At 51.3% G+C, this 22,454-nt stretch carries 13 protein-coding genes; 6 read left to right on the top strand and 7 right to left on the bottom strand.

Annotated elements, in window-relative coordinates:
• Positions 1-303 precede the first annotated feature (303 nt).
• A complete protein-coding gene (locus GK091_RS25770) occupies positions 304-1,248 on the bottom strand; it encodes a glycerophosphodiester phosphodiesterase family protein (RefSeq protein ID WP_317166356.1) in 945 nt (314 codons plus the stop codon).
• A 311-nt stretch (positions 1,249-1,559) separates the two neighbouring features.
• On the opposite strand from GK091_RS25770, the gene pta reads away from it, so the two are divergent.
• The 3 genes from pta (at position 1,560) to GK091_RS25755 (ending at position 5,673) form a co-directional block, all read left to right on the top strand.
• Positions 1,560-3,656: a phosphate acetyltransferase gene (pta, locus tag GK091_RS25765; protein ID WP_164043623.1), complete on the top strand. Its 2,097-nt coding sequence runs from the start codon at positions 1,560-1,562 to the stop codon at positions 3,654-3,656.
• Positions 3,657-3,679: 23 nt separating this feature from the next.
• Positions 3,680-4,879 (top strand): acetate/propionate family kinase, encoded by a 1,200-nt coding sequence (locus tag GK091_RS25760; protein WP_164043622.1) that lies wholly within the window; start codon positions 3,680-3,682, stop codon positions 4,877-4,879.
• A gap of 152 nt (positions 4,880-5,031) precedes the next feature.
• Complete coding sequence (locus tag GK091_RS25755; RefSeq protein WP_164043621.1) at positions 5,032-5,673, top strand: carbonic anhydrase; 642 nt, start codon at positions 5,032-5,034, stop codon at positions 5,671-5,673.
• Between the two features lie 97 nt (positions 5,674-5,770).
• Here GK091_RS25755 and GK091_RS25750 read toward each other — a convergent pair whose 3' ends face one another.
• The 4 genes from GK091_RS25750 to GK091_RS25735 all read right to left on the bottom strand — a co-directional run bounded on the left by GK091_RS25750 (position 5,771) and on the right by GK091_RS25735 (position 12,106).
• On the bottom strand, positions 5,771-7,249 hold the full coding sequence (locus tag GK091_RS25750) for a RagB/SusD family nutrient uptake outer membrane protein (protein WP_164043620.1): 1,479 nt from the start codon (positions 7,247-7,249) through the stop codon (positions 5,771-5,773).
• 14 nt (positions 7,250-7,263) lie between these two features.
• Positions 7,264-10,449: a SusC/RagA family TonB-linked outer membrane protein gene (locus tag GK091_RS25745; protein WP_164043619.1), complete on the bottom strand. Its 3,186-nt coding sequence runs from the start codon at positions 10,447-10,449 to the stop codon at positions 7,264-7,266.
• 435 nt (positions 10,450-10,884) lie between these two features.
• Complete coding sequence (locus tag GK091_RS25740; protein ID WP_164043618.1) at positions 10,885-11,397, bottom strand: GNAT family N-acetyltransferase; 513 nt, start codon at positions 11,395-11,397, stop codon at positions 10,885-10,887.
• 127 nt (positions 11,398-11,524) lie between these two features.
• Entirely contained in the window at positions 11,525-12,106 is a 582-nt protein-coding gene (locus GK091_RS25735; protein WP_164043732.1) for an LOG family protein, read from the bottom strand.
• A 360-nt stretch (positions 12,107-12,466) separates the two neighbouring features.
• On the opposite strand from GK091_RS25735, the gene GK091_RS25730 reads away from it, so the two are divergent.
• Together GK091_RS25730 and GK091_RS25725 are read left to right on the top strand one after the other, a co-directional pair.
• Positions 12,467-13,036: a Crp/Fnr family transcriptional regulator gene (locus GK091_RS25730; protein WP_164043617.1), complete on the top strand. Its 570-nt coding sequence runs from the start codon at positions 12,467-12,469 to the stop codon at positions 13,034-13,036.
• 76 nt (positions 13,037-13,112) lie between these two features.
• Positions 13,113-13,703: an HD domain-containing protein gene (locus GK091_RS25725; protein ID WP_164043616.1), complete on the top strand. Its 591-nt coding sequence runs from the start codon at positions 13,113-13,115 to the stop codon at positions 13,701-13,703.
• Between the two features lie 172 nt (positions 13,704-13,875).
• Here the strand turns inward: GK091_RS25725 and GK091_RS25720 are convergent, their stop codons facing one another.
• Positions 13,876-15,018: a TlpA disulfide reductase family protein gene (locus GK091_RS25720; protein ID WP_164043615.1), complete on the bottom strand. Its 1,143-nt coding sequence runs from the start codon at positions 15,016-15,018 to the stop codon at positions 13,876-13,878.
• Positions 15,019-15,491: 473 nt separating this feature from the next.
• The gene (locus GK091_RS25715) at positions 15,492-17,867 is read right to left on the bottom strand and encodes a DUF5703 domain-containing protein (RefSeq protein WP_246202419.1); all 2,376 of its coding nucleotides are present in this window, start codon (positions 17,865-17,867) and stop codon (positions 15,492-15,494) included.
• 404 nt (positions 17,868-18,271) lie between these two features.
• Between GK091_RS25715 and GK091_RS25710 the strand changes: the two genes are divergently transcribed.
• Complete coding sequence (locus tag GK091_RS25710; protein ID WP_164043614.1) at positions 18,272-22,453, top strand: hybrid sensor histidine kinase/response regulator transcription factor; 4,182 nt, start codon at positions 18,272-18,274, stop codon at positions 22,451-22,453.
• Position 22,454: the final 1 nt, after the last annotated feature.

The raw sequence follows: 22,454 nt of genomic DNA, 5'->3' as shown, positions 1-22,454 counted from the left end.
TGCTCTGATACTAAAAATAGCGATTAGTTGTACGCTCCTCACCCGTTCGTCTGACTGAGAATACAGTAAGCCAGAGGAACCTTATTCCTCCGACATTGCATTTGGTGAAAGTATTGAAACATCAGGAAGACCCCCTCGCGAAATTGTACGAGCGGGGAAAAAACAGGATTATAGGAATCGGTTGTGACCCAGGTCATCGAGCGGCATATCATCCGCCGTGTTTTAACAAACGGTGGCAATCCTGATTGTCAATTGATCCCCGGCTTGTATCGTTACGCAGGTAATCACGCAGAAAAGGATTGACTAGTTCTTCGTGGGCGCACTCGTCGATGGCGATTGATTCGTTCGGAGAGGTTTAAGCGCCTGGGCCACGTCGATGGGCCGATCCGATTCCAAAATGCTTGCGCCATCCTCGATGATGGCCCGGTACGCGCTGAATCGTTCCTGCTCATCAGCCAGCTTATCGTAACTCGATGCAGCTGAGATCATACACATAATTCCCTTGCTGTTAAGTAGTTGATAGAGCTGCTTGTTGTCCGGTTTGATCGCTGGCCCGATGTAGGCAATCAGACTGGAAGCCGGTATACCCGCTTTTTCGTAAGCTTCCCACTCGTCTTTGTTTTTGATAAAGGCCGAGAACATCCGATCTTTATTTTCCCGATAATAGTACTGTGCCTGCTGGGGCGAGTGAACGGTAAGCATCACGAACGCATCGGCTTTGTGCTTGCGGATGATGGACGCCGTCATCGAAAGGGGCACCTCTTTATGGTCCAGATTGAGTACCGTCTTTCCCCTTGCCCAATCAATGGCTTCGTCCAGCGTGGGAATCCGATCCTGCGTCACGCGACCCTGGGCATCTTTCAGGCGGAGTTTTTTGACCTCCTCCCAGGTGTAGTCGGAGAGCTTACCGGTGCCGGTTGTCATTCGGTCCAGGGTGGCGTCGTGGAGCAGCACAACGACACTGTCCTTGGTAAGCCGGGGGTCAGTCTCAAAAAAAGCCGGGGTGTGTTCCAGCGTATGTTCGAACGAGGACAGCGAGTTTTCCGCAAAGCCTTCATACATCCCCCCTCGGTGTCCACTGATGATGGGGGGCTTACCGGGTTTCCAGTTAAAATAGTCGTGAAGCTCCTGAACGGTCGTGATGGGGAGCCGATGTAGCGATTGCGCCAGTAAACGGGCCGGGTTGTTAAGCGCCAGTAAGGCCGTTATAGCGGAGAGAAAAAGTTGCGTTTTTACCAATTGACTCACTGGGCGTATGATTTGCTTGTTTTGGATCGATAGTAAACGAGCCGGTAAAGTACTAAAACCCGTCAACAAGTAATCACGTGTTCGCTTTAAACACCCGGTAAAGGCGTACTCACTCAGTTCTCCGGGCTAAGGGTGTGTCTTTATCCCGCTTAGTTGCCTGAGAAGCGACCAGGTGTTTGCCGAATACTATTTATTCGCAGCAAGTCAGTGCGAAACTAGACCAGAAGAAACTAATTCGATAGCCTCAGGTTCTACCTTTGGGACTGGAAACGGAAGTCTGTACCGTTGTATCTGGAGTTATTCTTCTTTTCATGACAAAAGCTATTTTTATCGCGTCCGTAGAGCCGTATACCGGCAAATCACTTCTCGCGCTGGGCCTGGTGAACAGCCTGCTGGGGAAAACGCAGAAGGTCGGTTACTTCAAACCCATCATCACGCAGCAACTTCCGGGTCAGAAAGAAATCCACATCGAGGCTATTCTGGACTACTTTGCGCTGCCGATCAGCTACGAAGATACGTATGCGTTTACCCGCCAGGAGGCCCTGCAACGCATGGAACTGGAAGGGCGGAGTGAGATGCTGAACACGATCATCAGCAAGTACAAGAAGCTGGAAGAAAGCTGCGATTTCACGATTATCGAGGGCAGCGATTTTCTGGGTGAGGGCATTGCGTTTGAGTTTGATTCGAACGCCGATATCGCCAAAAATTTGGGCGTACCCGTCCTGATCATCATTAGTGGCGAAAACAAATCCACCGCGCAGATCATCAGCTCGGCCCTGAGCGCGCTGCAAGGCTTCGAGAGTCGGGAAGTGCAGGTGCTCGGTCTGGTTGCTAACCGGGTGCAGCCCGAGCAGGTAGACGACGTTCGGGAGTTGCTCCGGATGCAGTTACCTACCGACATGATGCTTACCGTCATTCCATGGGAAAAGCAACTGCAAAGCCCGACCATGAAGGAGATTCGGGATGCGCTGGGGGCCAAAGTGCTCGTTGGCGAAAGTCTGCTATCCAATCAGGTCGACAATTTCGTGACGGGGGCCATGATGCTACCCAACTTCCTGAATTACATCAAAGAAAACGTACTGATCGTAACACCGGGCGACCGGGGCGACATCATCATCGGCGCGTTACAGGCAAATCTATCCGCGAATTATCCGAAAGTTGCGGGTATTGTACTAACGGCCGGAACAGTACCTGACGAACCCGTTACGCGCCTGATCGAGGGATTGCAGACGGTTATTCCGATCCTGACCGTACAGCAGGGCACCTTTGGGACAACGACTGCCATCGGCGGCATTCACTCCCGCATTACGGTCGACAACCGGAAGAAGATTGAACTGGCGATCGATGTGTTCGAGAAGAACGTAGACACCAAAGCGCTGGATGCTCGCCTGGTCACGTTCCGATCGGAGGGCATAACGCCACACATGTTTCAGTATCAGCTCGTTAAAACGGCCCGGAGTCAGCGGAAGCACATTGTCTTGCCGGAAGGAAACGACGACCGGATTCTGAAAGCGGCTGTCCGGCTGGTGACCCAGAACGTGGTGGACCTGACCATTCTGGGCGACGAAACCGAAGTATTAGCTTCCATCAAACGGCTGGGCCTGACGCTCGATACCAGCGTCGTGAACATCGTCAATCCAGCTACTTCGGAAAATTACGAAGCTTACTCAGCTACGCTATACGAACTGCGCAAAGCCAAAAATGTGAACCTGGACATGGCGCGGGACATGATGCTGGATGTATCGTATTTCGGTACCATGATGGTGTATCAGGGACACGCCGACGGCATGGTTTCGGGGGCGGTCCACACTACCCAGCACACCATTCGCCCGGCGCTGCAATTTATCAAAACCAAACCGGGCGTATCGCTGGTCTCGTCGGTCTTTTTCATGTGCCTGCCCGACCGCGTATCCGTCTTCGGTGATTGTGCCGTGAACCCGAATCCGACGGCACCGCAACTGGCCGAAATCGCTATTTCTTCCGCCGAGAGCAGTGCCCGGTTTGGTATCGAGCCACGCATCGCGATGCTGTCTTATTCGTCGGGAACATCGGGTGAAGGCGAAGACGTAGAAAAAGTGCGGCAGGCCACGGCCATCGTTCGGGCGAAGCGTCCCGACCTGAAAATCGAAGGGCCGATCCAGTACGACGCAGCGGTTGATCCTTCGGTAGGTAGCCAGAAATTACCCAACTCCGACGTAGCCGGTCGGGCCAGCGTACTGATCTTCCCCGATTTGAATACGGGCAACAACACGTACAAAGCCGTACAGCGGGAAACGGGTGCACTTGCCATCGGCCCCATGCTGCAAGGGCTCAACAAACCCATTAACGATCTGAGTCGGGGCTGTACAGTCGATGACGTCTTTAACACCGTCGTTATTACGGCCATTCAATGTCAGGATAGCCAATAGCCAACTCGCTCATTTTCAGATTTATGTATATTCTAGTGATCAACGCGGGCAGCAGCTCGTTAAAATATCAGTTGTTCGATATGCCTTCCGACAAACCGCTGTGCACGGGATTGATCGAACGAATTGGCACCAACGAAGCCTTTATCAAACACAAAATTCTGACGGCTGAACCCGCTCAAACCATCGAGCGAAAAGGCTCGATAGCCGACCATACGGCCGGTCTTCAACAAGTTCTCCAGCTATTACTAGACCCTGACACTGGCTTGATTCACTCGGTCGATGAGATCAAGGCGGTTGGGCACCGGGTCGTGCACGGGGGCGAACGCTTTGCCAGCGCGACCCTGATTACGCCAGCAGTAAAAGAAACGATTAGAGCCCTGTTTCCGCTGGCTCCGCTCCATAACCCCATCAATTACCAGTGCATCGACATTGCCGAGCATACGTTTCCTAATGCCCAGCAAATCGCGGTTTTTGATACGGCTTTTCACCAGACCATGCCCCAGTATGCGTTCCGCTACGCGCTTCCCGAATCGCTGTACACGAAGGATGGCATTCGGGTGTACGGATTCCACGGCACCAGCCATAAATACGTGAGCGAACAGGCTGCGGTCTGGTTGGGAAAACCGGATGCCAAACTGATCAGCATTCATCTGGGAAATGGATGCAGCATGACCGCTGTGCGGGCTGGGCAGTCGATCGATACCAGCATGGGCTTTAGTCCGCTGGCTGGTCTGGTCATGGGAACCCGTTCGGGCGATGTCGATCCGGCCATTATTTTCCACCTGATGTCAACGGGCTACAGTCCCGATGACGTAAATACGCTGCTCAATAAACAGTCGGGTATGCAGGGCCTTACCGGCCAGAGCGATATGCGTGACATTCGGAAAGCGCTGGAAGCGGGCGATCGGGCAGCGGCTCTAGCCCTCGACATCTACGCGTACCGAATTCGAAAATACATTGGCGCATATGCCGCCGTGTTGAACGGGCTGGATGCCCTGATCTTTACGGCAGGAGTAGGCGAAAACGACACGGCTATGCGCGAACAGGTTTGCGATGGTCTCGACTTTCTGAACATTAACCTCGACTCCGAAAAGAACAGCATTCACTCAGCGGGTATTCGGGAAATTAACCGCAGCGATTCGGCGGTTAAAATTCTGGTGATACCCACCAACGAAGAGCTGGAGATCGCTAATCAGAGTTACGCGGTGCTGAGCGCTAACTGATATAACCCAGTGCTATGCGAAAAACGCACCTGTTTACGATCCGCTTTCAGGACCGTTGAGTAGACTCGCTCTCGTTTTTGGGCGTCTGCTCTTTAGACGGAGCGGAAAGTTTTGGGGCTTCTGTTACTTTTGATGAAAAATAAAGAAAATTTATGAGTTTATACGATCAGGTTTTCAATCATAACAAAGAATGGGTGCAGCGACAGCTGCAACTCGATCCAGCCTATTTCTCGGAAATGGCTAAAAACCAGACCCCTGACTTTCTCTACATTGGCTGTTCCGATAGCCGGGTATCACCAGATGCCTTTATGGGCACCAAGCCGGGCGACGTATTCATTCACCGCAACATTGCCAATCTGGTACCTAACAACGATATTAGTTCGCTGGCTGTGTTGCAGTATGCCGTTGAGACGCTGATGGTTAAGCACGTCATCGTTTGCGGGCATTACGGATGCGGTGGCGTAAAAGCCGCCACCACCCACAATGATTTTGGTTACATGAATACCTGGCTGCGTAACATTCAGGACGTGTATCGTATCCACCGCGATGAACTTGATGCCCTTGAAGACGGGGAAGAGAGGCATCGGCGGCTGGTCGAGCTGAACGTACGGGAGCAGTGTCTGAATGTGATGAAGCTATCCTTTGTCCAAAAGCGGCTGTTTGGTAGTCAGGATATCAAGGTGCATGGCTGGGTATATGATCTTGAAAACGGTCAACTCAAGGATACGAATGTTAGCCTCGACGATCTGATACCAAACCTGGCTATTTACCGCTTCAAAGATGCCGTGGTTTAGCATTGGGTGTCATCGTAGTTCCAGATTCTCCGCCATAAAAAAGCGCCCGACGGATCAATCCGTCGGGCGCTTTTTTATGGCGGGAATTCGTATTCGTTTAGAGAGGGTTCTGGACCATTGCTTTGTTTGCGTTTAGCTCGCGCCGTGGAATTAAAAACTCCCACTGGTTGTCGCCAGCCGCCACGTCGAAGAGCACGACAACGGCCGAATTGGCATTGGTGTTGTTTCGGTTCAACGGCAGGTTCAGGCGCTTCAGATCCGTAAACCGAACGCCTTCACCCCACATCTCAACGCGCCGATTAAACATGATCTCATCCGTCAGGGCAGTCCCCGTTTTGGTTGACAGCTTATACGATGCATCACGTTTGCTAACCAGGTCGAATAACACCGTAGCCGCTGCCGCTGCATTTCCCTGCCGTGCCTGCGCTTCGGCTTCGATCAGGTACATTTCAGCCGCCCGCATGTAGGGAACATCGCCTTGAGCACTAGTCGACGGTGTACCCGGTAACCGAAACTTCTGATTCATGTAAGGAACCCGTATTCCACCCGTTGGGACGACTGAATTGGTCGCTGTTGGCGTTTTGACCCACATCTTCGAGCGGACGTCCGTTGTTGGGATCTGGTCATAAAGCGTACTGTTGATCTGTTTGGGGTCTACGCGGATATTCGTGGAATTATAGTTGCTGGATATGTACGAGTGGAACGCGCCAAAAAATTCCGACTGATCTTCCAGGTGATCGAATCCCCACATCCACTCGGGATTGCTGATATCCGAAAATCCCTCCTGATACTGAGCTGCACTCATGAGCGTGTAGGATTTACGCGCTTCGGCGGCAAATTTTGCCGCATCTGCCCAGTTCTGTTGCGTTAGTGCCACCCGCGCCTGAAAGCCTTTTATGACGTCCAGATTAATGTGCGACTTGTACGTACGCGTAGAGGTAAGGAGGGAAGCAGCATCGATCAGATCTTTGTTGATCTGCGTATAGATGTCTTCCACGGTTGTGCGGGCCAGCCCTTCGGTCGTAGGCGTCAATATAAGCGGTACGCCGAGCTGGCTGTTCGGTTTTGCGGCTGCATTGTACCGTTTTCCGTAGAGCTGCACCAGGTTAAAATACGAGAAAGCCCGTATGCCCAATGCTTCGCCTTTGATCTGATTTTTTTCTGCCTGTGTACCCGCAGCATTATCGATACTGGTAATAGCAATATTGGCGTTGCCGATCAGCCGATAGTAAAGCTCATAAGGTAACTGGTTCCCTGCGGAGGTTTCTGACCGGTGAGCCTGCCAGCGTGTTTCGGCCAGATGCCCTGTATTGGATGTGTTCGCAATCAGGACGTCTTCACCCAGTACATCCAGAATGATCATCATGGCCGGATGCCCGAAATGAGCCTGTGAGCTTAAATACCGAACAATCATGGCCCGATAGATGCCGTTGATTGCAGCCGAAGCATTTTTGGTAGTGGCATAAGCCGCTCCGGCGTCGATGCTACCGGTTGGCGAGGTTTCTAAAAATTCTTTTTCGCAAGCCATTGTCAGTAAGCCTAGGGCCATGACCAGCGTTAGGTATCTTTTTTTCATGAGTTTTCTGTTGCTTAAAGTGTAAAGGAGACGCCGATTACCAGGTTCTTGGCGGGACTAAACGCATTGCTGGTTACACCATTGAACTGCTGCTGAACGTTCATACCTTTCCGACGGGACAGGATGAGCAGGTTCTCGCCACTCACATAAATCTGCGCGTTTTCCAAGAACAGCTTACGCGACAATGTCGTGGGTATTGTGTACGAAAGCGTGATATTCCGAAGGTTCACGTAGCTCGCATCGATCAACCACCGATCAGACTGGGCGTCGAAATCGGACGTCCGACCCGCATCCATCCGGGGTACGTCGGTGACGTCACCGGGCTTTTGCCACCGTCTCAGAATGTCGGTGCTTTTTGCGCTACCGTAGCCACCCGAACTCATCAGCCCGGCATAAGCGCCATCGTATGTTTTGCCCCCTAGTTGATAGACGAACAATGCGGAAAGCGATAAGCCTTTATACCGGAACGTATTGGTAAAGCCACCCGTCAGGGCTGGAATCGACGAGCCAGTATAGTGATAACGGGCATTGTTTACGCTGGTTGTGAGCGTGTCTCCTGTTTCGGTGATGCGGGAATTTGCCGCCACGAAGTTTGTCGCTCGGTACTCCACTTCACCCGTGTTCGAATTGATGCCTTTGTACTCACGCAGCCAGTAATCGTAGATGGAATGGCCAACGGCCAGTTTCTTGGTTCCGTCGATGATCTCAGGATTTTCATCCGGCATTTTCGTGATCTGGTTTTTTATCGTGGTCGCGTTCAGGTCCAGCCGCCAAACGAAATCTTTCGCGCGAACTGGTTCAAGGCCCAGTTCAACTTCGAAGCCCCGGTTGTACATCGTTCCGATGTTCCGCGTAACGGTAGAAATACCAGCCGATAAAGGCAGGGGTACGTCAAAAATCAGGTTCGACGACTGGCGATTAAAGTATTCGGCCGTACCGGATACGCGGCCCTTGAACAGGCTGAATTCCAACGCTACGTCGAACGAGTTGCTCGATTCCCATTCCAGATTGCGGTTACCCAGACTGGTTTGTAAAATACCGGCTTCCGATGCGTTGTTCCAGCCCAGTCCGTAGAGTGGCTGCCAGGCGTAATAGCTGATGCTCGCATCTTCGGATCGGTTGCCGCCACCGTCGTTACCCGTCTGACCATACGACGCGCGAAGTTTCAGCGCATTGATCGTCGGAATCGACTTCAGAAATTCCTCCTGATCGATCCGCCAGGCACCACTCACTGAGTAGAAGTTACCCCATCGCGTATCCTGATAGAATTTGCTCGACCCATCGCGACGGGCCGAGGCCGAGAAGAAATACTTTTGATCGTAGTCGTAATTGATCCGTGACAGATATCCTTCGACCCGGCGCGTGTTCAGAACGGAAGACAGGTTTGTCGTCGTCGTGAAGTTAACCAGTTCATAGTTGCCCTCCAGAATCAGCTGCGAACGGGATCCGGTCAGGTTGTTATCACCCACCTGAAAATTTTCATGCCCTACCAAAACCTCCAGGTTGTTCTTCCCGAACGATTTGTTGTAGTTCAGCAACTGGTTGAGATTGTAGCCAGTAACGTTCTGAAATTCGTGCGACGCACGACCTGCCGGAGCACCATCACCCACTTCCGGGTTGCCAAAGGTGTAGCCGTTGTAGTTCGTGATATCCGTACCAACGTTGGCCGTAAATTTGAAATCCTTGAGGAAGGAAACCTCGGCGTAGCCACGGGCACTCAGTACGTTCCGGCGGAAATAGTTTTGGTTCAGCACTGTTTCAGCCACTGAATGACGGCCGCCGTATTGAGGACGGGCCGGGAGACCCAGTGCCGTCAGGTTACCATAATCCCAGCGTCTGTTCCCATTGGGCAGCGTTAGGAACTGGCCTGGATTATTCGGATCATACGCATAGACTGGGTAGATCGGGCCGATATTTCTGGAAAAGAAGAAGGGATTCACAAACGCTGTACTCCCGCCCGATCCACCGGCATCGGCCTGATTTGATCTGTTCAGCGTCATCGAGATGTTGGCCCCCGTCCGGAACCAGGATTTCATCTGCGAATTGATGTTGAGACGTCCCGTAATCCGTTCGAAATCAGAGCGGATTAGGTAACTCTTGTCATTCAGGTACGACAGCGACAGGAAGTAATCGGTCTTGTTTTGTCCGCCCGAAAAACTGACGTTCAATTCATTCCGGTTGCCCTGGCGGCTAATTGGTTTCTCCCAGTTTAAATCATCGAGTGAATACTTCAACTGAGCATTCGGATTCATCTGTCCGTTTACATCAACCACCTGATTGTCCGGTACATTATATACGTTGTAGCCAACCAGACCAATCAGCCGGCTGGTTGCATCGGCATTGGCGGTGGCCAGCGCTACGGGATTGGTCGCCCGGTACGCCACACTATTCCGGTACATTTCCCACATCAACGGGTAATACTCGCCAACACTTACGCGGTCGTACTCAGGTACGCCCCGTTCGCTGAAGCCTTTCGTGTAGCGAACGTTTATTGAGCTGCGATCTTTCTGCCCTTTTTTCGTCGTTACAACGACTACGCCATTGGCAGCCCGCGAACCATACAGCGCCGTTGACGCAGCATCTTTCAGGACCGAAATGCTTTCAATATCATTCGGGCTGATGTTCGACACGTCGCCCGAATACGGAATGCCATCGACGACGTAGAGAGGGGAGTTACCCGAAGAGATTGAGCCAAAACCACGAATCCGGATATCCGGAGCAGAACCCGGCTGACCAAGGCCAGCATTCGTCTGAACGCCCGATACGGCTCCTGACAAGGCTTGCGCGAGGTTAGTGACCGGACGATCCTGAAACTGCTTGGGCGATAGTGTACCGGCTGAACCCGTGAAGGAGGCCCGCTTGGCCGTACCGAACGTCGTGACGATAACTTCATCCAGATTCGTCGCATCAGGGACTAGACTAACGGCAATGGACGACTTGTTACCTACGGCGATTTCCTGCGATGCAAAGCCGATAAAGCTAAAGACCAGGCGACCGTTGGACGGCGCATTTAACCGGTACTTTCCGCCAGCGTCGGTGGTTGTCCCGCGCGTTGTCCCCTTTAACTGTACACTCACCCCCGGTATGCCCGTTCCATCCTCTGATGACGTGACACGACCACTTACCGTAAAGTCCTGCGCCAGCACTGGCAGACAGAAAAGAGCAGTAAGTATCCAACTGACCAATAAAATTTTTCTCATGAAGTGATACAACGCTAGGTTCTTAATCGTTTTTTAATTTTTATCAAAAGTACTATATTATTATCAAGAACAATATAATATATCTAATTAAAGCTTATGTAGCATATTAAATATTGTAAAAATGGATAATAACATCATTTAATGAACAAGTATAAATTTTCTGTGTTTCACCATCGTATAGTATTAATCGGAGATTGAGCGTAGCCATAAGCGACTGTATTTAGACTAAGACATACCGACTGGTAGTACACAGGTATTCAGCGAGTTGCTATCGTTAGCAGGCTATGGCAAACTAGTGCCTGCTTGAACGGGTTGGGTTAGCGGGTAGCGTAGCTCCTGTAAATGGCGAAAAGTAAAACGCCCCACCCATGTCTCAGTACACGGATGGGGCGCAGTGGAAAGCAGTTGATTCTACTTGAGAAAACGCAATGGTCGTTATTCGCCCGGCAGTGTCCGGCCAAACAGTAGTGTTTCAGTGCCGTCGGATCTGAACATGATCTTCTTCTCGAAACGTAACCCAAGCTTTTCGAGTAGTCGAATCGAGTTTTGATTCATGGCTGACGTGAGGCCCGTTATACGGGTCAGCCCCAAGGTGTTGGTCGCATAGGCCATTACCGCTGAAGCCGACTCATAACCATAACCACTTCGGGCATAGTCGGGTAAGAAGCCAAACCCAATATCGACATCGTCGAGGGTATCGCGCTTGAATAGACCACAAAGGCCAATTGACGTGCCATTGGTTTTAAGTTTGACTACGTACGAGCCAAAGCCAAATTGCTCATACGATTTAAGTGCCCCGTTCAAAATGTACTGACGTGCTTCGTCCAGCGTTCGCACGTTTCGGTCGCCAATGAACGTCAGCCAGGCAGGCGTATTGAGCAACTCGAGCATAAACGGGGCGTCGTCAACGGTAAATTTTTGAATGAGCAGACGGTCGGTTTCAATCATGGTTCGTTCGCTTATCAAACAGGTAATTAGCCAACGCTTATTGGCGGATAGACCTGTCGTAAATTATTCGTTTTGATGGTTTCCAAATGAGTAAACGCGCTATCTTATCTTTGTCGAAAAAGCAACATCACACGTCGGTCGCGGTAACCCATTTGCCAACAAGAGGGGCCTGATAAGCAGTCATCTGCACGAGCAAATTGTCTAGTGTAGCACTCACCAGCATCATTTCCCGGTTGACCGGTTTGAGGAGCCCGTTCGCGACCATGGTGTCCGCTAACGTGAGCAGACCATCATAGAAACCGTTGATATTCAGTAAGGCTATTGGTTTTTTATGTAAGCCGAGTTGTCCCCAGGTAAGCATTTCAAAATACTCTTCCAGTGTTCCGTACCCACCCGGTAGCGCGATAACGCCATCCGATAATTCGTGCATCTTCAGCTTGCGTTCGTGCATCGATTCGACCAGGATCAATTCCGTAAGTCCATGATGGGCAATCTCCTTTGTCTGTAAAAACTGGGGCAAAACGCCAATCACCCGTCCGCCCCGCGCTAACGCACCATCAGCAACGGCACCCATCAGGCCAACTTTAGCTCCGCCGTACACCAAATCAATTCCATCCGTGGCTAATCGGTGACCTAGTTCGTAGGCCGTTTTCATCAGCGAGGGATCATTACCGGGGCTCGACCCACAAAATACTGTAACTGCTTTCATCATCAATCCAGGTCTTAAAAAGACGAATATAGGCAGATTACAGGTTTTGCCATCGTCTCACAACGGGGAAGCTATATGCCAGCGTCTTCCGGAACAACGCTGGGTCGGGTAGGAGGGAGAGTGTGTCGATCGAGCGACCTCTTTTCCCATGCTGCCAGTTGTTTTTACCTGCTCTTGATTTGACGCGCCAAATTTCGGTGATCCACGTGCCGGTTCGCTGTTGTTTGGGGGCGGTATGATAAAGGTGTGTTCTGACGGTGGAGACTAAAAAAGGACCATTGATCAGGACGCTCCAATCACGATGGGCTTATTTGCCAGCCAGCAAATCGATCAATAGCCATTACTGATTAGTTTTGGCTGATGGAAGAACTTCTTGCGTATCTGCTTCAGTTTGGCCAACTCGATCAACAACAACGGGACCTGATTCAGGCCAGGGTCAAAGCCAGGCACATTCCCAAAGGCGCTTACTTTTCTGAAGCGGGGAAAATAGCCAGACACATTGGCTACGTAACCGAAGGAATTTTCAGGGTCTGTTACTACACTAAACAGGGTGACAGTATCACCCGATACTTCGTCTACGAGAACCGCTTTGTCGTGGACATCAACAGCTTTCGCGAAGAGACGCCGTCCGCTGAGTACATCGAAGCGGTCACGGATTGCCGGATTCTGGTCTTTTCCAAACAAGACTTCACCGAGCTTGCCGCCCTCATTCCCGGATGGCAGGATTTATTCGTTAAAATCACTTCCTACGTTCTGGAAAATAAGCTACGAGTGACCAGCAACATGTTAGCCCAGGACGCTCAAACGAGGTACCTGAATTTTATTGACCATTACCCCGGACTGGTCAATCGCGTTCCGTTAGCTATGCTGGCCTCTTACCTGGGTATTACCCCCTCTTCGCTCAGTCGGATCAGAAAAAATATCCTCTGATGAATTTCTTGTCAATTGGCAATTGCGTTGACATCTTCATCCGGCAATTTTGTCTGTTCATCTAAACAACGACAACATGGAGTTAACGAATCTTTTCAGGCAGATCGAGTTCATCAAGGAAGTGGATAAGCTCAAATACATCCTGCGTAAGACGAAGTTATTTGCCAGCGACCGAAACGAGAATGACGCCGAGCACAGTTGGCATCTATCCCTGATGGCCATTGTCCTGGCCGAGCACGCAAACTTTCCGATCGATGTGCTCAAGGTCATCAAGATGCTGCTGATTCATGATCTGGTCGAAATTGACGCGGGTGATACGTTCATTTACGACACCCAAAAAAGCCACGATAATACGGTTGAGGAGCGACAAGCGGCTAAACGAATATTTGGTTTACTACCTGATCATCAGGCTGCTGAATTGATCGCTCTCTGGGAGGAGTTTGAAGAACAGCAAACCAATGAAGCGAAGTTTGCCCGAGCGATGGACAGACTTGAGCCTCTCCTACAGAATACATCGAATAATGGGGGAACATGGCGCGAGTTCGGTGTGGGTTATGGTGACGTATATGCAAAAAAACAGGTGATTCAGCAGGGTTCTCTAACGATCTGGCAGTATGCCGAGCAGCTACTCAATGACAGCGTTGAGAAGGGTATCCTGACGAAATAAGGCCAAGGCTTATGTACTGTTCCGATCACAAAAGATGATGCTGGCAGCTAGCTCCTGAACGGGTCAGGACGTTGATCTACATTCTGGCTGGGTCAAGCTCCGGCTTGGCCCTGGTGTGTCGGTTAAGGGGCGAATCTGGCGCTCGGCCCAGCCAGCTTTCGTAGAACACCAATTACAGTCGCTGCGAAAGAAAAGTGCTTAACTCCTGGGGACTACTATCTTTCCGAATGATCGTACCGTTCTCATCCAGCAAGAAATTAGAAGGAAAATAATTAATGGACAGCAGGCCAACCGTGAGTTTACCGGATGGGTCTAGGTACTGAGTCCAGGCTAAGCCATTGGCTTGAATCGTTTTCCGCCAGAACTCTGTTTCCGGTGATTTATCGATGGAAATTCCAATGATAGTGAACCCCTTGGCTTGATACCTGGCGTACAGCTCCTTGAGTGTAGGGAATTGGTCTAAGCACGGGCCACAACGGCTAAACCAGAAATCGACGAGCGTGTATTTCGATTTGCGGTCAGCGGTGAGGAATACCGGTTTGTTATTCATATCAACCAGGCTCAGAGAAGGAAAAATTTGCCCGACAGCGGTCATTTTCGACGAGTTCAGCCGTTGCGCGATCATCCTGCCGGTTGGTGTGGCTTTCAGCGAGGCCGAAAAAGCCTGATAGAGTGAATCAAAGATGGGTTGATAGCCCTCACCCATGTCCCTAACCAACTGCCATAAGGGTACGTATGATGCAGGATGCTGCGTGATATAGGTTAGGTATCCCCGTTGCTGTTGGTGGATTAAACGAGATCGGTTCTGACTATAAGCCGTTTGCAAACTATCCAGTACATGTGGCTTTGTCGTAGCCAGTTTTTGATCCATGTATTGCTCGAAAGCCTCTTCTCGCTGCTTACCAATTGGCGCAACATAGTCGGCCATGAACTGAGTATACTCCGCCATTATCTTCGTCGTTAGTTGGGGCGTCTCCCGGAGTGAGTCAACGTGACAAACGATGGTTTGCTTCCCCGGCTCGATCAGAAAATAGGATGATATATAGCCGGGTGAAATTCGAATTCTGTAACTACCGGGATAGGCCATTTTTCCCGTTAGCAGAAAGCGTCCGTGTTTAAGTATAGTCTGGTAATTGTTGGTCAGATTTGGATCGAATCCCTCACCGTTTGGCAGTAACGTGACTGTTCCCGTATCGCGATCAACAACCCCCTGTAACTGATAGGTCAAGTTGCCGGTTTGCCCGCGTGTGATGTGATGCGTAAAACAACAAGCGAACACCATCAGGAGGGAGTAACTTACTTTCATTTTTCTCATAGACTTTAATCGATAGACCCCACCGTTCCCCGTAAGGTTGTAGTCGTACATCTTTACAATTGATGGACGGGGCCGTACGGTGTACGGCGGTAAGGCCGATAGTCGGGAGCGCATCTGGATTTGTTAAGTACCAAGTTCGATAATTTGGGGCTACTTCTAAATGCGATCGCCAATTTAGTTCAGTTAATGGCGGCTTACGTAAACGTGGAGATCATGGCTGATGTCAAAGCGAACCCTAGCAAGTAAGCTTATCAAGAGCAAACCCACGATCAGAGTGGTAGACCGGTTTTCGATGCTTAACTTCACCAAAGACGTCTGACTATCGAACCCGCCAATACCTGACTGAACGGCACCGACTCAATCCGTAGCGTATCCCACCCGGTTACGATTGAGTAGAAACAGTGAATCGCTTTATCGTTTATCGTATCGTGACCGATTAGGCATCACCCTTGGCTAGTGAAGCCGTGTCCTGATTAGTTGCCTGGCAGTACCACATCCCTGGCCCGCTCCGGGGGGCTTACCCGCAACTGTTCGAGCTTGCCATTCACCACCCGACCTTCCACCACCGTCTGATAGGGTGCATGAAGCCGAAAAACCACATCCCACGTTCGGGGCCAGGCGGGCAGGAGTTGAATCGTACGGCCATCGGTTTGCATGAGCATTTCCTGCAAACCGATCATGCCCGAGCCACCCCAGTTGTGGTCGGGGGTCCAGTCGAATCCTGGCCCCCAGAAGGCAGGAAAACGACGCGCCGAATTACCCAGCTTCTGCTCCGTTAGCCGGGCGGCCTCGTTGGTCAGCCCTAATCGGGCACAAAAGATGTTGTCCTGTTTCCACCCTACATAATCTTTGACTTTTGCGGCTTCACTGTCGTACTGCCATGTGTTCAACGCCAGCTCAAAGTCGGGCTTCCCCAGCCCGTACAAATTATACGGAAACACGGGGTACAATTGAGGAATCTCCACGTTGTTAATGCGTTCCCAGGCCTGGGCGGGGGCCAAGGTACGATGACCCTGCATGATCCGGGTGGGGATGGGCGGAACACGGCTGAGCATTGCCTCATAATACGACCGCTTACTGGCTGGTATATACCGGTCTGATAACGCCAAGAGCCGCGAGAGAACCGCCCGCAAACCCGCCACCGTCGTAATGGCGTTATAAGTAGTCTTATACGTTTCAGCCGCACTGCCTGGGTAGAGTACAAAGTGGCCCTGCTCATCCAACGACTTCGTACTTCGCTGGCGTTGGGCCTGTTGATAATGTTCATCGAAAAACCGTACGCTACTGTCAATCAGTGGCAAATAGGGCGCAATATCCTGTCCGCTAAACCGTTCGGCGTCCAGGATCATCAGGCAGAACTCCAGCACGGTGTCCCAGGTGTAGGCCAGCCAGTTATTGAATTCAACTCCCTTATCGTAAGTCGGCGGGCGCTGCGTTTTGAATACATACTGATTTGCCAGGTACTCAAAAGCCTGGGGCAGACCGAAGTTTTCGAGCTGTTCACTAAAACAAGCCCCTCCGTGGCCCCAGTAAAAACGGCTGCGCTGTTCAGCCGTGGGCAAGGTCCGCCGGTAAAACTCGAACTGGGGTTTCATCAGGTCCACATCCCCGCTCTTGAGTAAGGGCCAGTAGACCAGTCGCTGATTCTGGGCCGTAAACGTTCCCCCGCCCCAGGCGCGAAAGTCGGGCGAAAAGGCCAGCTCGGGCTTGACCCAGACCGGGTCGTAGGTGAACAGACCTCCGTTAAACTTGGTCGGGTAGCTACCGTAGGCGTTGCAGCCCAGCATGTACCGAAACAATTGGTAGTTGCGGCCTATCTGCCAGGGTATAGCACTTGAGTCGGCCTTGTCAGGCTGAATAACGATGTAGCTGCGGTTCCAGAACTGATGCCACCAGGCCTGACTTTGACTACGGGCTGTTTTGGCTACCTGATCGGCTTGCTTTCGCTGGTGCTCCAGGCCCCGCTGCCAGTCGGCCAGGGTCGGGGTCTGCTGCTGATGGAGGACTAGGCTGATCTGGGTCGAGCGGGTTGGTCTGCGGCTTTTCAAGTGCCAGCCGGTAAATGGCGTATTCTGATAGACTCCGATGGTTGAGCCGTCGGCAATCATAGCTGTGCCGCGTAAATCGCCCCCAAAAGTGAGCTGATGGAGTGGATTCCACAGGCTATCTTTCAGCGCCGTTAGCCCCTGTTGCTTCACGGTATAGTCGAATACCGTCGAATCTTGGTTACGGTGGTAGAAGTGCAGGACGTTGCCCATGAACGCCACCTGGTCGCGTCGCTGCACTATGGGCAGATTAGGTAGGGTTTTGTAAGAAGTGGCGGCTCCTTCGTTGACGGCTAACAAGCGATCCTGGGTACGCCAGTTTTCGTAGCTAAGCCGGGCAATCAGCGGTTGGTGGCTCGTCAAGTCCAGATGAACCACGGGCCGAAACACATCCACCCAAATAATGATTTGAACAACCTGACCTCCCCGCTGGCCCGTCACACGCACATAGCCTTCCTGCAAGTGGAGTTCCTGACGGAAGCGATAGCCGGGCGTAAACGGGTTCGGATTCAGGTGGAGCCGCAGCCGTCCCAACTTGAGCAGCGCGTTATTTTCATCAAAAGTGCCACTGCGTGAGACGTAGAGCAGCAAATCCCCTTTTTCTACCCAGACGTTAAGGCCAATGTCACCCCCACCGCAGGGCATCGATTCTCCCGAATTCGCGCTTTGCGTAGTCCACACTACGTTATAGGGGGCTAGTGAAACCGACTGAGCGAAGGTTCTGGGACTCAGCAGGCCCCAGGCCACCAGGATCAGCCAAGCACCTTTTGCCCACGAGCATCGAGTACGTACATGTGTGTCCATAAGGGTTGGATTTAAACCAAAAGCGTTTTTGCTAATATGTCGATGCTACGAGAGGACTACGGCGAAGTAGATCGCGCATTGTTTGCACAAAGGTGAGATAAATTAGCGCTTTTTCGATATAGCCAATACAGTTCCGCACTACAAAGCGACCGACAAGCGACTGTACTGGCTTCAGTAATGGATTCCGTACCCTTCGCTTGAGCCACCCTTTTCTTCCAGCACCTTTTCCAATAAGCTCTAAACGGCTGCGCTACTAGTCAGAATCAGTACAAGGATGTGCCTATTCTTTCGCTTATACTGGACATATAGAGTAAAAACAGGATCGACCATGCGTTTTAATGATCGAACTGCAATGAACCGACAAGCAAAATAAGCTGGGTCCAACGCTGTGTTGAAAGGCTACCATGAGTTACACGAAACTTACCGCTGTTTTATGGCTGGGAGCGCTATACGTTCTTTATCTCGCACTGCCCGGCACCTGCCAGGTAACCCAAAAGACGTTCAGTCATCTCACGGTCGACGAAGGTTTGTCGCAGAACAGCGTGTACGCTATTACGCAAGATCGTCGAGGGTTCATGTGGTTTGGAACCCGCGATGGACTGAACCGTTACGACTCTCGGAAGGTGGTCGTTTACCAGAACCAAAGCGGGAACAAACACAGCTTAGTTTCCAATACGATCAATAGTCTTTTGCTGGACGAGGAAGGCCGCTTGTGGGTCGGCACAACAAAAGGGCTGGCACAATACCGGCCTGAACAGGATAATTTTCAGCGAATTCCGATCGGGGGCACTACCACCAACAAATTGCTCGACCCCACCATTAATTGCCTGCTCGACGGTCACCAGAAACACATTTGGGTGGGCACGCAGAATGGCCTCTACCGGCTGCAAACCGAGAGTCCATACCGAATTGAAACGTTACCGGACCTAACTCAACAGCATCGTACTATGGATAATCAACAGGTTCGGGCATTAGTTGAAGATCGCGACCATGACGTATGGGTGGGTACAGCCGGCGGATTGACCAAACTTCATCCAACGCCGTCGGGCAAGTTTCAACTGACGCATTATTACCTGAAATACGCCGATTCACTTTACCACAATGCGACGAACGGTATCAATACCATTGCCGAAGATCGGCTGGGACGGCTGTGGATTGGCACGGAAGGGAATGGAATTGCTTTGTTCGACAAGAAGTTGGGCCGTGTTGTGTCGTGGAACCCCACTACCAGCCTGGATTTGAGTACGCAAACCGTTCGGACAATCCAACCCGATGGGAAAGGGGATTTCTGGGTGGGCACGATGTCGGGGCTGTATATTATGGCGCAGGATGGCAGCCGGTGTCAGGCGCTGATTAACCAGCCTGTTGATCCGAATTCATTGGGCGATAACTCGGTTCGATCGGTGTTCCTAGACAGAGATGGCTCGTTCTGGGTGGGCACGTATTATGGCGGAGTTGACGTATATAGTCCGTTGGCCCGGCAATTTGGCTCATTCCGTCCGCTGGATCGACAGGGGGGAACACCGTTTAAAATTGCAGGTCCTATACTACCCGCCAGTGCGCCCGGTCAACTTTGGCTTGGTACTGAAGACCGGGGGCTTTTTCTGATCAACGCCAATAAAACCATTGCCCGGCATTACAGCCATGACGCCAAAAATAGCCAATCGCTGTCGAACGATAAGGTAAAATGCCTGTTGAATGAAGGTTCGGATGGCCTGTGGATTGGCACCCTGAAAGGACTCAATTACCTGGATTTCCGCCGGCAAACGATTACCCAGTACCGCCATGAACCGCACAACCCGCATTCGTTACCCAATGATCGAATTTATGATCTTAAACGCGACGCTAAGGGAACGCTCTGGGTCGTTACAAACCTGGGCGGTCTTTGCCGATTTGACCCTGAAACACAGTCATTTGAGCGAGTGTCGTTAGCACCAATCTCGCACAGTTCAAGCAATCTAACCAGTTTGCTGATCGATTCGAACGCAACGATGTGGGTTGGAACAACAGATGGCTTACAGCGTAAAATGGCCGGTCAGCCTACGTTTGTTCGTTTTGTTCATGACGACAACGACACGACGTCGATCAGTGCCAATTACGTCAGCTGTTTTCTCGAAGATCGTCAACATCGCCTTTGGATCGGCACACGCGACGGGGGATTAAACGTGCTATTGCCAGGTAAACAAACATTTCGCCACTTCACAATGGCGCAGGGATTGATCAGTAACACCATTGTTGGCATTCAGGAAGATAGCCGGGGACATCTGTGGATCAGCACCGACAAGGGACTAACCCAATTTGATCCCAGTCGGGCACGGTTTTCGAATTACAATAAATACGATGGGCTGGTTTGTAAAGAATTTACGACCAATTCGACCTACCAGGACAGGCATGGTACTCTTTATTTTGGGGGGTATAACGGCATTGTCCTGTTTCACCCGGATCGCATACGTAGCAACACCATTGTGCACCCGCTGGCATTCACCCAACTGCGCCTGTTCAACGAGCCGGTCAAAAGCCTGTCCTCCGACGACACCGGTGAGTCGGGCATAAACTACGAAAACGGGCTTACGTTCACGCACCGACAAAATGTGTTTTCGCTGGATTTTGCTAGTTTCAACTACATCAACGCTGACAAAAATCGGTACGCCTACAAATTGCTGGGTTTCGACAACGCCTGGAACTACGTAAGCGAGCCACGAGCTACGTACATGAATCTTCCGGCGGGTGATTACGTACTTCAGGTAAAAGGCACCAACAACGATAATGTCTGGAATTCAAGGCCGCTTGAATTGACAATCAAGGTGTTGCCGCCTTTCTGGAAAACGACATGGGCCTATATCCTTTACGCGTTGACCTTTCTGGGGCTATTGCAGCTTTGGTCCCGATTTAACCGATATCGGCTGAAACTGACGCACGAACTTGAAGTCGAACATACCGAAAAAGCCCGGCAACAGGAGATCCATAGACTAAAGCTGGACTTCTTCACCGAGATTGCCCACGAGATTCGAACGCCACTCACGCTGGTGATGGGCCCCATTGACGTGCTGGCCGACCATTACAAAAGCGATCCGTTCATTCGAAAACAAGTGTCCATGATGCGCGGAAGCACCGACCGATTATTGCGGTTGCTGAACCAGCTACTCGATTTTAGAAAGCACGAAACGGGAAACAGCCAGTTGCACTGGAGACAAACCGATTTAGTCGCGTTTTTGAGCAGCATCACCGACTCATTTCGCGAGCACGCCCGAGCGCGGCAGGTAACGCTGACCAACGAGTCGGACGTATCGGCTTTACCCGTTTGGTTCGATGCTGGCGAGATTGAAAAAGTAGTCTATAACCTGCTTCTGAACGCGGTGAAGTTTACGCCATCCGGTGGTACAATCTCCGTTCGTTTGCAGGAACATAGTGCGTTATCAGACATCAATGATCAGGTACGAATTACGATCGAGGATACCGGCAGTGGCATTCCCACCGAGGATTTGAATCGTATTTTCAACCAGTTTTATCAGGTTGGGCAGACCAAAACGCGTGATTCAGGATTTGGCCTTGGTCTGGCTCTTAGCAAGCATATTGTCGAGCAACATAACGGAAAAATCAGCGTCGAGAGCCAGGAAAGCCGGCCTGGGCAGGAGGGATTTACCCGATTTATCTTTACGCTGCCACTCGCCGATCCTGATTTCGCTCAGCGAAACATGGAGGCCTCATTGCCTGAACAAAGCCCGCTACTGCCGACTTCGCTGCAACCATCCCTGTATGTCGAATCAACAGACTCGCGAACTGATCCGGACGATCTGCCCGATTCAGACAGGCCATTGATCCTGGTTGTTGACGATAACGACGCGATAAGAGCGTATGTCCGGGATTTGTTTTCCGAAACGTATCAGGTAGTCGAGGCCGCCGATGGAGCAATCGCCTGGGAGAAGGCAGCCAGCGTATTGCCCGATCTGATTATCGCCGATGTCGCCATGCCATTCATGGATGGTTTTTCGCTAACCCATCAGCTCAAATCCGATCCGCGTACCAATCACATTCCCGTTATTCTGCTAACGGCTAAAAACGAGCTAGACAGTCAGTTGACGGGCCTGCAAACCGGCGCCGACGATTACCTGACAAAACCCTTTCAGCCGATCTTGCTCCAAGCCAGGGTTCGTAATTTGCTGCTGCTTAGGGAACAGCTGAAAGCCAAATACCATCAGCTCATCACGGTACAGCCACAGGCGCAGACACTGGACCACCCCGACGAGAAATTCCTAAATCAGTTGATGAAAATACTGGATTCGCACCTCACTGACCCTGAATTTAACGTTACCGGTCTGGTTGGCGAGATGGGAATGAGTCGTCCGGTTTTGTTTCGTAAAGTGAAAATGCTGACGGGTTTGTCGGTCATTGATTTGATCCGTACAACCCGCTTGAAAAAAGCCGAACTGTTGCTGAGACAGCGAAAAGCAAGCGTATCAGAAATCGCTTTTGCTGTTGGGTTCAGTGATCCGAAGTATTTCAGCCGGGCTTTCCGCGCCCAGTTTGGCCTGACCCCAACCGAATACAGCCAGCAGACGGCTGACCAGCTGGAAGAGGTGGCATAGT

The sequence above is a fragment of the Spirosoma agri genome, from assembly GCF_010747415.1.
In the GTDB taxonomy this organism is placed as follows: Bacteria; Bacteroidota; Bacteroidia; order Cytophagales; family Spirosomataceae; genus Spirosoma; species Spirosoma agri.
This window is presented reverse-complemented; position numbering and strand designations above follow the sequence as displayed.